At 70.5% G+C, this 11,793-nt stretch carries 11 protein-coding genes; all 11 read right to left on the bottom strand.

Going from position 1 to position 11,793, the window contains the following annotated elements:
• Positions 1–7: 7 nt before the first annotated feature.
• The 11 genes from IEW24_RS19210 to IEW24_RS19160 all read right to left on the bottom strand — a co-directional run bounded on the left by IEW24_RS19210 (position 8) and on the right by IEW24_RS19160 (position 11,787).
• Positions 8–409 carry a YkvA family protein gene (locus IEW24_RS19210; RefSeq protein WP_188581652.1) on the bottom strand — a complete coding sequence of 134 codons (402 nt, stop codon included), beginning with the start codon at positions 407–409 and terminating at the stop codon, positions 8–10.
• Complete coding sequence (locus IEW24_RS19205) at positions 406–1,371, bottom strand: ABC transporter substrate-binding protein (RefSeq protein ID WP_188581650.1); 966 nt, start codon at positions 1,369–1,371, stop codon at positions 406–408. The genes IEW24_RS19210 and IEW24_RS19205 overlap by 4 nt, the downstream gene beginning before the upstream one ends.
• Complete coding sequence (locus tag IEW24_RS19200) at positions 1,368–2,396, bottom strand: FecCD family ABC transporter permease (protein ID WP_188581648.1); 1,029 nt, start codon at positions 2,394–2,396, stop codon at positions 1,368–1,370. Before IEW24_RS19200 ends, IEW24_RS19205 begins: the two co-directional genes overlap by 4 nt.
• Positions 2,393–3,388 (bottom strand): FecCD family ABC transporter permease, encoded by a 996-nt coding sequence (locus IEW24_RS19195; RefSeq protein WP_188581645.1) that lies wholly within the window; start codon positions 3,386–3,388, stop codon positions 2,393–2,395. Before IEW24_RS19195 ends, IEW24_RS19200 begins: the two co-directional genes overlap by 4 nt.
• Positions 3,385–4,170, bottom strand: coding sequence for an ABC transporter ATP-binding protein (locus IEW24_RS19190; RefSeq protein ID WP_188581643.1), 786 nt, complete (start codon positions 4,168–4,170; stop codon positions 3,385–3,387). The genes IEW24_RS19195 and IEW24_RS19190 overlap by 4 nt, the downstream gene beginning before the upstream one ends.
• A 10-nt stretch (positions 4,171–4,180) precedes the next feature.
• Complete coding sequence (locus IEW24_RS19185) at positions 4,181–6,607, bottom strand: TonB-dependent siderophore receptor (protein WP_188581641.1); 2,427 nt, start codon at positions 6,605–6,607, stop codon at positions 4,181–4,183.
• Positions 6,608–6,755: 148 nt separating this feature from the next.
• Positions 6,756–7,757, bottom strand: a complete 1,002-nt coding sequence (locus IEW24_RS19180) for a FecR family protein (protein WP_188581639.1) — start codon at positions 7,755–7,757, stop codon at positions 6,756–6,758.
• A 130-nt stretch (positions 7,758–7,887) separates the two neighbouring features.
• Entirely contained in the window at positions 7,888–8,403 is a 516-nt protein-coding gene (locus tag IEW24_RS19175) for an RNA polymerase sigma factor (RefSeq protein WP_188581637.1), read from the bottom strand.
• Between the two features lie 203 nt (positions 8,404–8,606).
• On the bottom strand, positions 8,607–9,605 hold the full coding sequence (locus tag IEW24_RS19170; RefSeq protein ID WP_210324253.1) for a serine hydrolase domain-containing protein: 999 nt from the start codon (positions 9,603–9,605) through the stop codon (positions 8,607–8,609).
• Positions 9,606–9,699: 94 nt separating this feature from the next.
• Positions 9,700–11,232: a multicopper oxidase family protein gene (locus IEW24_RS19165; protein WP_188581634.1), complete on the bottom strand. Its 1,533-nt coding sequence runs from the start codon at positions 11,230–11,232 to the stop codon at positions 9,700–9,702.
• Positions 11,233–11,325: 93 nt separating this feature from the next.
• A complete protein-coding gene (locus IEW24_RS19160) occupies positions 11,326–11,787 on the bottom strand; it encodes a hypothetical protein (protein WP_188581632.1) in 462 nt (153 codons plus the stop codon).
• Positions 11,788–11,793: the final 6 nt, after the last annotated feature.

The following is an 11,793-nucleotide window of genomic DNA, read 5'->3' as shown; positions in this document are numbered from 1 at the left end:
GCCCCCGTCAGATCACCTGCCAGAGCCAGCTTGCCTGCCAGAGCCAAACCGCCAGCCCGGCGGCGAGCGCCAGCCAGATCAGGATGATCACCGCCAGCCCCGTGCGGCTGCGCGGACGGCCGGCGCGGGCTGCGGCGGCCGCACGGTATTCCTGCATCAGCGGCGCGGGGATGAGGCGCACGGCCAGCAGGATGCCGAGCGGCACCAGGATCACATCGTCCAGATAGCCCAGCACCGGGATGAAATCCGGGATCAGGTCCACAGGCGACAGGGCATAGGCGGCCACCATGGCGGCCACGATCTTGGCTGCCAGTGGCGTGCGCGGATCGCGGGCGGCGATCCAGAGCGCCACCACGTCCCGCTTGATGCGGCGGGCCCATTGCTTCGCCCGCTCCATGGCGCCGCTCATGGCGCGTCTCCCGTGCTGCCGGTCTCGTGAACGGTGGCCGCGATGGCCTCCAGCACCCTGTGAAGGCCCCGGAAGCTGACAGGATAGACCTCATAGCGCGGCAAATTGATCACCCGCCCGGCTGCGAACGCCTTCATGGTGGCACGGGCGCCGGGTGCGATGCGGTCCATATCGGCATTCACCTCCTCCACGCCGCCGTGGCGCGGCGGCAGATAGGTGGTGAAGAGGATGTCGGCATCCAGCGCGTCGATCAGCTCGGGGCTGATGGTCATGCGGTTGCTGCGCCCCATGCCGGCGACGATGGGCATGGGGCGGAAGCCGAGATCATCCAGCGCGGTGGTGAGCACGCCATAGGTGCGCACCACCTGCACCGTGCCATCGCGTGGATTGATGAGCATCACCGCATAGGTGGGGGCGGGCGCACCCGGCGGCAGGATGCGGGCGCGCACCTCGGCGAGGCGCCGCTCATAGGCCGCCTTCAGTGCCTCGAACCGCGCCGTGCGGCCGAGCCAGCCGGCGAGATCGGCATAAAGGGCGAGCGGCGGGCGTCCGCTTTCCGCATCGAACATGAGGGTGGGCGCGATGGTGGCAAGCTGCGCCCTGAGCGGCGTGTTGTCGCCGCTGTTGGCGAGGATGAGGTCCGGCTTCAGGCTGCGGATGTGTTCGAGGTCCGGCCGGCCGAAGATGGCGGCCAGCGCCACCTGCGAGAAGTCGAGCCCGAACAGCTCCCGCGCGCCGCGCATGAAGGGGACGCCATCCGGCCCGAGGCGCCCGGTGCTGGCCAAAAGCGGCGCGTTAAGCTCGTGCGCCATCACGGTCAGCGTCCAGTCATGCAGCGAGACGATGCGCCGGGGGGCATCCGGCAGGGTGACGCGATAGCCCTCATGGTCGGTGATGTCGCGTGCGCGCGCGCCGGCGGCGAGGAGCAGCAGGACGAGCAGGGCGGGCAGGAGGCGGCTCATCGCGGCACGGCCCGCGCCACGGCCAGAAAGCCGATGACGCCTGCCACCGATACCAGCAGCCCCGCCGGCACCACCATGGGCAGGAACAGGGTGCGCCCCGCCATGTCGGCGGCCAGCAGCAACAGCGCGCCGGTGAGCATGGTGACGGGCAGCACCTCGCCCGGCCGGTCCCCCACCAGCCGCCGCGCCGTGTGGGCGGCGATGAGGCCGAGGAAGGCGAAGGGGCCGGCGATGGCCACCACCGGCGCCACCAGGGCTGCGGCCAGCAGCGTCAGCAGCGGGCGCGAGAGATGGGGCGCGGCACCGAGACTGGCGGCCTGCGCGGAGCCGAGCAGAAGCGGCGCCATGGCGCGCGGCGCTGCGGCGAGCGGCATGGCGAGCACCAGAGCCCAGCCGGCAAGGCGCGCGGCATCCGCCATGGAGGCGGCTGTGAGCGTGCCGTGCGACCAGCTCATGTAGCGCACGAACTGGTCGATGCCGCCGCTGACCATGATGATCTCCACCACCGCCCCGAGGCTGATGCTGACCGCGAGGCCGATCAGGATCAGCCCGTTGACCGCCTGCAGGCGGGCGGCGAGCAGCAACACCAGCGCGCCCACCGCCAGCCCGCCCCCAAGGCCCGCCGGCGCGAGCCACGCGGCCGGCACGCCGAACACCACGCCGCCGAGCAGGATGGTGGCCACCGTGCCCTGCGAGATGCCCAGCAGCCCGGGATCAGCCAGGGCGTTGCCGGAGATGACCTGCAACAGATAGCCCGACGCCGCCACCATGGCGCCGCCCAGCACCGCGACGATGACGCGCGGCAGGCGCAGCTGCATCAGCGCGGCGGTGTCCGCATCCGCCGGGCCGAAGGGCAGCAGCCAGCGCAGGATGCGTGACAAGGGGAGGTCGGTGCTGCCGAGCCAGAGGCCGCAGAGCATCGCGCCCGCCAGCAGCAGGCCGAGCAGCGCCAGAATGGCGAGGAAGCGGAGGGCGAAGGGCAGGTGCACATGGGCGCCGGCGGAGAGATAGCGCGTCCCGCTCATGCCGCCCGCCGCCGCAGCACGATGAGCACCAGACCAAGAAAGGCGAGCCCGCCGAACAGGGCCAGCACGGTGCCCACATTGACCAGGCGCGGGGCGAGCAGCAGGCGGGCGAGGATGTCGGCCCCCGTCACCATCGCGCTGCCGGTGAGGCCGGACAGGGCGATGGGCCATGCGCCGGTCTCCCCCACCAGCAGCTTCACCACATGGGGCGCCACCAGCCCGACGAAGCCGATGGGGCCGGCGATGGTGACGGCCAACACCGCCAGCAGCACGCAGGCGGCGAGCGCGAGGCGCTGGGCGTTGCGGGGATCGACGCCGAGACTTGCGGCCTGCTCGGCGCCCAGCGCGATGAGGTCCAGCGGGCGGGCCAGCATCAGCAGCAGGCCCACCGCCAGCAGGCCGGCGGGCCAGAGGGTGAGCAGCGACTGGTAGTCGAACAGGCCGATATCGCCCACCAGCCAGCCCAGCACATCGCCGAAGCGGTCGGGATCGAGCGACATGACGAAGGTGGCGGCGGCGGAAAACAGGGTGCCGCTCATGGCGCCGCCCAGCACGAGATTGATGGGATCGCGGCTGCCGCGCCCCACGAGGCCGGCGGCGGCGAAGGTGCAGGCGAGCGAGGACACCGCCCCCAGCAAGGCGGGCCAGAACAGCGCCGTGCCCGACAGGCCGAACAGATAGAGGCCGAGCACGCAGAAGGCGGCGGCCCCCGCATTGATGCCGAGGGTGGAGGGCGAGGCGAGGTCGTTGCGCAACACCTTCTGGAGCACATAGCCCGCCACCGCCAGCATGCCGCCCACGCCGAGGGCCACCACCAGCCGCGTGAGGCGCTGGCGCACCACCACCACGTGCCGGTAGTCCTGCGGATCATAGGCGGTGAGGGCATCGAGCACGATGGCGGGCGACAACGGCCGGGCGCCCACGCACAGGTGCAGGGCACACAAGGCGAGCAGCCCGCCCGCAGCCAGAGGCAGCGCGAGGGCGGGCCTCACGACAGGGCGCTCTCGGGCAGATGCACCACCGTGCCGCCCACATCGATGGCGCGGGTGCGCACGCCATAGACCTGCTCGATAGCGGCGGTGGTGAGCACCGCACCGGGCGCGCCCTCGGCCACCAGCCGCCCCTCATGCATGAGGGCGATGCGGTCGGCATAGAGGCTGGCCTGTGTGAGATCGTGCAGCACCGCGACCACGCAGCGGCCCGCGCGGGCCTGCGCGCGCGCCACGTCCAGCAAGGCATACTGGTGGCGCAGGTCGAGATGGTTGGTGGGCTCGTCCAGCAGCAGGATGGGTGCATCCTGCGCCAGCACCATGGCCATGCGCACCCGCTGCAACTGGCCGCCGGAGAGTTCGCCGAGCCGCCGCCCCGCGAGCCGGGTGATCTCCATGGCGGCCATGGCCGCGTCCACCTTGGCGCGGTCGTCCGGCGTCTGGCGCCGGAGCCAGCTCTCATGGGCGTAGCGGCCCATGCCCACCAGATCCGCCACGCTCATGCCCGCCGGCGTGCCGCCGGACTGGGCCAGCAGCGCGAGCCGCCGGGCCAGCTGGCGGCGGGGCAGGCGGGCGACGGGCTCGCCCTCCACCCGCACCTCGCCCCGCGCCGGACGCAGCAGCCCGGCCATGAGCCTGAGCGCCGTGCTCTTGCCGCAGCCATTGGGGCCGATGATGGCCAGCATCTCGCCGGCGCGCGCGGCAAGGCTCACGCCCGCCAGCACGGCATGGGCGCCGTAGCGGAAGGTGACGTCCTCAAGCTCTGCGGCGACGCCCCGGTTCATGCGATCCCGGTCAGAAGGTGGTCTTGATCTGGGCGAGGACGCTCATGGGCGCGCCGGGATAGTTCTCGTTGCGGGTGACGGGCGCCAGAATGTAGTTCTGGTCGGTGATGTTCTTGCCGATGACCGACAGCTCAAGATTATCGGTGAGCTTGTAGGAGGCCATCAGGTCGAGCGTGTAGAAGCCGCCCACGGAAAAGCTGTTGTCGAGATCGCCCTGGCGCACGCCGACCAAGGTGACGCCGCCGCCGACCTTCAGCTTGTTGAGCGGGCCGTCGCGGAACTCGTAGGTGGTCCAGAAGGCGCCGCTCCATTCCGGGACGCCGGTCAGGCGGTTGCCCACCGCATAGTCCTCATCCTGCGTGATCTTGGCATCGAGATAGGCGGCGGACGCCATCATGCGCCAGCCGGGGGTGATCTCGCCGGAGAGGTCCAGCTCCACGCCGCGCACCCGCTGCTCGCCGGTGAGCACGGAATAATCGGAATCCGTCGGATCGGTGGTGGCGACGTTCTGCTTGGTGATCTGGAACACCGCCAGCGTCGCGGTGAGCTGGTTGGGGATGACGTCGTATTTGACGCCGGCCTCATACTGCTCGCCCTCCTCCGGATCGAGCCCCTGATTGTCGCGGGTCAGGCCGCTTTGAGGCGTGAAGCTCTCGGCATAGCTGGCGTAGAGGGAGAGCGCCTCGGTGGGCTGGTAGACGATGCCGAAGCGCTTGGTGAGCGCGGCTTCATCGATATCCGGCGTGGCGCTGCCGATGAACTGCTGGGTGGTCTGGGTGGTCTGGTCGTAGCGCAGGCCGCCGAGCAGCTTCCACTGCTCGGTGAGGTTGATCTGATCCTGCACATAGACCGACGAGGTGTTGATCTTGGCGATGTAATTCGCGGCCGCCGTCAGCGGCGTCATGGGCGCGCCGTAGACCGGGAAATAGATGTCGATGGACGCGATATTGCCGCGCGAATTGATGAAATTGATTTCGGAGCTGGTCTGCTGGAAGCCGGCCAGAACCGTATGGCCGATGCTGCCGGTGTTGAACTTGGCTTCCGCCTCCAGCCGGGCGTCGATGCCGCGCGTGTCCTCGGTGCGGTCGTTCCAGCGGCGGCGCATGGTGCGCCCGTCCGCTTGCAGGCCCTGCAGGTCGATGCCGGTGTCGCGGGACAGGCCGTCGTCATAGCGCAGGTTGGCCTTCACCTTGAGCCAGTCGTTCAGCTCATGCTCGAAGCCCAGCGCGAGGCGCAGCTTCTCCGCATGCACCTGCGACCAGCGCTCGTGCAGATAGCGGTCGCGCGGGAGCATCACCTTGTTGATGCCCGGCGAGACCACGAGCCCGCGATCATAGGGCTGCTCGCCGCTGGTATAATCGAGGCCGAAGGTGAAGCGGGTGCTGTCGTTGGGCTGCCAGCGTAGGGCCGTGCCGCCGAACTGGCGCTGGGTGGCGATGCGCTCGCTGCCCCGGAAGCCCTGCTCGGTCTGGGCGGCGCCGGTGACGCGGCCGGTGAGGGTGCCATCGGCGGTGAGCGGGCCCGAAACGGAGCTCTGGCCGCGCCAGAAGCCGAAGCTGCCCACCTGCGCCGAGGCATCGGCCTCGAACACGTTCGTGGGCTGTCGGGTGACGATATTGATCACGCCGCCCGGCTGCGCCTGCCCGTAGAGCGCGGAGGCGGGGCCTTTCAGCACTTCCACCCGCTCCACATTGGCGAGGTCGAGGAAGGTCTCCGGCCGGTCGGCGGAAGCGCCCATCATGATGCCGTCGATGGCATAGGCGGGGGCCTGGAAGCCACGGATGATGTAGGTGTCGCCGCGATTGGCGGCGGTGCTGTCCATCTGCACCCCTGGCACGTTCTGGAGAGCCTCGGTGAGGCTGGTGGTCTGGCGGTCGGTGATGAGGTCGCGCGGCACCACCTGCACGGAATAGGGAATGTCGCGCAGCGGCGTGCCGGTGCCCGTGCCGGTGGCGCTCATGGTGGCGCGATAGCCATCCACCGGGCCGGTGGCGGTCTCGCCGGAGACGGTGACTTCGCTCAACAGCAGCGAGCCGTCGCTGCTGAAGTTCGGGTCGGCGGCCGCGCGCGGGCCGAGAATGGTGACGGTGTTGGTGCCGCTGAAGCTGTAGCGCAGGCTCGTGCCCGCCAGCAGGCGGCCGAGTGCCGCCTCGGCGCTCATGGTGCCGCTCACCGCAGGCGCGGTGGTGCCGGAGGCGATGGAGGTCTGGTAGGCGATCTGCACGCCCGACTGCTCGGCCAGCTGGCGCAGCGCGGTGTTGAGCGGCTGGCTGGGAATGTTGAAGGCGTGGGTGCGGGCGGCCTGCGCGGTGGCATCGTGGGCGGGCAGAACACCGGGGACGAGGCCGATGGACAAGGCCGAGCCCAGCATCAGGGCCGCCAGAAAGCGCCCGTGCACGCCCCGATTGATCCCGCGTCCTGCACCTGCATCCGCCATCTTGCCCAGACTCCCTTGAATGGCGCGCCCATCGGGGCGCGGATCGAAGGGTCTGATGGACGTCAGGCCTTAGGCCCTTCATCTCCATGCCGGGTGAGGGGCGCGATTGCCTAAAGGGCTGGATGCGATTTTTCGAAAAAAGTGCGCTTCAGGTGATGAGGATCATCACGCGGGGGATGCGGCGCACGGTCAGATGTTGGGTGCGGGCGACGGCCTCCACCGCCGAAAGCGCGTCCGCCGTGGAGAAGATGGCGCTCACCGGCTCCTGCCGCGCCACGCCCGGCCCCAGCATGATGGGCTCGGCCACGTAGCGGCCCAGCTCGTCGATGGCGCTGGCGAAGGGGCGGCCCTCGAAGATCACCCGGCCGCTGCGCCACGCCAGCGCCATGCCGGTATCGGCCGGCGCAGCCGGGGCGGGCGGTGCGCCGGGGTGGTAGGAGGTCTGTTGAGCGCTGCTCAGCAGTATGCCGGCGGCGGCGTCCGGGCGTGCGTCGGGGGCGGCGGGGCCGGTCACGCGCACCGCGCCTTCCGACACCGTGACGGTGGCGAGGTTCCCGAAGCTCTTCACCGCGAAGACCGTGCCGGTGGCATCGCTGTTGCCGCCCAGCGCCGCCACGCGGAAGGGCGCGGACGCGTCCGGGCGGACGGTGAATTCCGCTTCGCCCTTCAGGAGGCGCACCAGCCGGAACGTGGGCGAGAAGGCCAGCGCGATGGCGCTGTCCGTGTTCAGATTGGCGATGGAGCCGTCGGGCAAAGCAATCTCCGCCTGCTGGCCGATGGCGGTGGTGTAATCGGCCTGCCACCATGCTTCCAGCCGGGGCGCGACGAGGGCTGCGGAGGCGGCCACCGCTGCGGCGCCGGTGCCGGCCAGAAACACCCGCCGCCCCATGCGCGCGGGGCGCGCCCGAGGCCCGGCCATCTGCGGGGCGGTGCTGCCGAGGCCCTGAAGCTCGTGCCAGAAGGCCCGCTCCTGCGCGAAGGCGCGCTGGTGCTGGGGCGAGCGGGCGCACCACTGCCGGAACTGCGCCAGCTCGGCCGCGCTGACATCGCCGGACGTCAGGCGCACGATCCAGTCGCGCGCATCAAGGGCGATGCCGCGGTCGATCGTCGGGTCCTTGTCGATCGCTTGGCGTTGGCGTCGGTCGTCCATGCGTTCGGCTGGTTGGCGGGTGGGCCGGGATCGGCATTTCGTTCTTATAACCCGAGCAGCCCCTCCGGTGCCCAGTGCTTTGCGCGCTGTTCCGTCGCTGGCGCCGGGCTCTTCAGTCCTTCCGGGCTCTTCAGTCCTTCTCGGCGTCGCGCACCTGCGCGAGGCGCTCCAGCGCGCGGCGGATGTGATAATAGACCGCCTCGTCGCTGATGCCGAACTGTTCCGCGATCCGGCGATGGGGCACGCGGTCGAGGCGGTTCATCAGGAAGATGGTGCGGGTGCGCTCGGGCATTTCCCGAAGGGCGTTCAGCACCGCGCACAGCCGGGCCTTGCCGTCCAGCACGCGATCGGGCGACACCTCGTCCATGCCGTCCCACAGGATGCCGGAGACTTCCGCGTCGATCTCGCTGCGGCGGCGTTCCTTGCGCAGGTGATCAATGACCGTGTAGCGCGCGATATGGGCGATGAAGCCGCCGGGATTGCTGATCGGCTGATCGGTGGAGCTGGCCTCCAGCTTGAGCCAGGTATCCTGGATCAGGTCTTCGGCGGTGGCCCGGCAGCCGGTGCGGGCGCGGGCCGCCGCCTCAAGCCGTGGCCGCATCTGCGTGAAGGCAGCCGCCAGTTTTCCGAGATTGAGTTTGTCCACACCAGCCACCTGAAGTCCGAACCGCGTTTTCCCCCGCGCAACGGTTTTTTTCGGTCTAGGGAGATCAACAAAGTCGCGCAACTGCGATGATTTAGATCGGTTCCATGGTTGCCGGACCGGAGCCTGCGAACGGCGATTTTCCGGCGGAAAACGATGCCGTGGCCCGTAGTGGCTACACGGACATGTGTTCCCGAGGACACAGGTCAGGCCAGTTCAAGCACGGGGCCGTCCAGCAGCTGCATGAGATCCCCGAAATAGCCTTCGGAGCGGGCGGGGCGGCCGGTATCGGAGGTGATGGCCACGGCGATGCGGCGCTCCGCATGGGCGGCGATGATCTGCCCGCCATAGCCGCGCGCGATCACATAGCCCGAGGGGCTGAGGAACCAGCCATAGCCGTAGGAGAGGCCGGAATAGGGGGATTGGGTGCGCGGGGTAAGCGAGGCCTTGAGCCAGTCGGCGGGCAGCAGCTCCCGGCCGTCGTGCCGGCCACCGTCGCGCATCAGCACGGCCAGGCGCAGCATGGCGCGGGGTGTCAGCGCCATGTCGTTGCCGCCGAGATAGAAGCCCTGCGGGTCCTGCGTCCACGGCCCGAAGGTTTCGCCCACGGCGGGTGCCAGCCGTTCGCGGGCCAGCGTCAGCAGGCTCTTGCCGGTGACGGTGGCGAGCACCGCGCCGAGCACATGGGTGGTGCCGGTGGAATAGAGCATGCGTCCGCCGGGCTGGTCCTCCATGGGGCGGGTGAGCACGTAGGAGACCCAGTTGGACGCCGAGACGAAGCCGCCATAGCCGGGACCGGAGGTGCGCGCGAGCCCGGCGCGCAGCGTCACCAGATCCTCCATGGTCAGATCGCCCACGCCCGCCGTGGCATCGCCGGGGATGAGGCGGGGCGCCACATCGGCGAGCCGGGCGTGCACGTCCCCGATCTCGCCGCGCGCGATGGCGGTGCCGAGCAGCAAGGCGACGAGGCTCTTGGAGCAGGATTTGATGTTGGCGGGACGGGCGAGCCCCGGCCCGCGCCGCACCTGCGCCACCACCACCGCGTCGCCGCGCTGGACCTGAAGGGTATGCAGCTGGTCCAGATGGCGGATGGCGTCGCGGACGGCGTCGGCGGGGGCATCCGCCGCCCGCGCCAGAGCGGGGGCGGCGAGGCCGGTGAGAAGGGCGCCGGAGAAGGTCCGGCGCGAGAGACCTGAGGACATCATCGCCGCCGATCCTAGGGACAGGTGCGGGGCGGGCGGAAATCACCTTCCCATGAGGCGGCCCGGGCGGGGCCGTTCGGCCCCACCCCTCGGCCGCTCAGCCGACGCCCTCATAGGCCACGAACGACATCATGCCGGCGACCATGTGGTAGAGGTGGTGGCAATGGAAGGGCCAGCGGCCGGGATTGCCGGTATCGAAGGCGATGGTGACGCTCGTCATGGGCGGCACCGCCACCGTATCGCGCATGGCGCCCGAGACGCGCTTGCCGTTGATCTCCACCACCTGGAAATGATGCCCGTGCAGATGCATGGGATGCATCATCATGGAGGTGTTGCGCATGGCGATCTCCACCCGCTCGCCGCGCTTCACGGTGAGCGGCGCGCCGTCGCCAATGCGCCAGTCATAGCCCGCCATCTCGCCGGAGAGCGACACCGCCAGCTGGCGGTCCGGCTTGAGCACGGGCAGGGTATCGACCGCCCACAGCCTCTCCTCCAGCGCGAGGTCCACCACCGGGCCGGTGGCACTGCCGGAGGTGGGGATCTTCGCCACCGCCGCGCCGGGCGTGGCGAGGATGAGGCCGGTGCGCTCGCGCGCGCCTTCGCGCAGGGCCAGCAGCGGAAAGGCCCCGCCATCCTTCGGCAGGGTGAGGCGCAGGTCGATGCGCTGGCCCATCACCACCGGGAAGCGACGGCCCGTCACGGGGACGACGGGCTGGCCGTCCACGGCGATGAGCTGGCCCTCCAGCGCGCCGGTGTCGAGGGTGAAGGCGGTGGCGGTGGCGCCGTTGATGAGCCGCAGGCGCACCCGGCCGCCGCGCTCCACCCGCACCACCTGCGGATCATCCAGCGTGCGGTCATTGGCGAGATAGGCATCGAACTCGATGTCGTTCAGGTCCATGCCGCCCGCGCCGTGAGACATGCCGGCATGAGACGCGCCGCCATGATTCATCGAACCATGGTTCATTGAGCCATGGTTCATCCCGGCCATGCCCGACATGGTCCCGTGGTTCATCCCTGCGTGGTTCATGGCTCCATGGTTCATGCCCCCATGGCTCATGGCGCTCCCGGCGGGGCCGCGCAGGCGCGCCAGCAGTTCCTCGGCGGGGGTGAAGGAGAAGTCGTGCAGCAGCACCACCACCTCCTGCTCGTCCGCCGCACGGTCGGCGGCGGTGCGCACGATCAGCGGGGCGGCGAGCAGGCTCTGCTCCTGCAGGGTGTGGGCATGCATCCAGTGGGTGCCGCCCGGGCCTGACGGAAAATCATAGGTGCGGGTTTCGCCCACCGCGAGCATGGGGGCGGGCAGGTCCGGCACGCCATCCTGCGCCCATGGCGGGGTGAGGCCGTGCCAGTGCACGAGGGTGGGCGCATCGCCCTTGTTGGTGAGGGCGACCGAGAAGCGGCTGTCGGCATCGAGCACGAGGCCGGGCGCGCCATCCTCCCGGCCGAGGCCATAGACGCTGGCGGCCTTGCCGTTCACCTCGATGGTGCGGCGGGTGACGGCGAGCGCCTGAGGTGGCGAACCGGTGGGCGGCGAACCGGCGGGCTGCGCGCGGGCGGTGGCGAAAGCGGGGGCGCTGCTGGCGAGCGCGCCCAGCAGCAGCGCACGGCGGTTCAGGTGAAAAGAGGTCATGACCATGTCCTTCTGACGGGTCCGGCGCGGCCGGCCCTCAGGCGAAAGTGTGCCGTGGCGCGGGGCGCCTGCGGCGGTTGGTTCGCGGGAGCGTCAGGCGGCTCTGGGCGGCGCGCGGGGCGGCGCGGGGGTGATGCCGGCGGGCAGCAGCGCGAGGCCGTGCAGCATGAGTTGGGCGCGGGTGGCCACGGATGGCGCTTCCGGCGCGCCCGGCAGGCGGGCAAGACAGGCGGGGCAGCTCAGATGGCCGCAGGCGGCCGGGCCTTCATGGCCATGTGAGACGGGGCCATGTGAGGCAGGGGCATGGGAGGCAGCGGCGTGTGAGGCTGCGGGATGGGGGGCGGCTGCCGTCGCGGCGGCGTCCATCCCATGAGCATGGTGCGTCGCCACGCCGGCTGCCTGGCTGCCCGCCACGCCGGACGGCGCGCAGGCCATGGCGGCCGGCGTCACACCCATCGCCACCAGCAGCGCGAGCAGAAGCAGCGCCAGCCGGCGGGCGATCGGGTGCCAGCCGCCGGTGTGCGGACGTCCGCCGAAGCCGCGCGTGCCCCTCATGGGTGA

The organism is Azorhizobium oxalatiphilum (assembly GCF_014635325.1).
Taxonomy (GTDB): domain Bacteria; phylum Pseudomonadota; class Alphaproteobacteria; order Rhizobiales; family Xanthobacteraceae; genus Azorhizobium; species Azorhizobium oxalatiphilum.
Note: the sequence above shows the minus strand (reverse complement) of the source record. Positions and strands in the feature narration are given on the sequence as shown.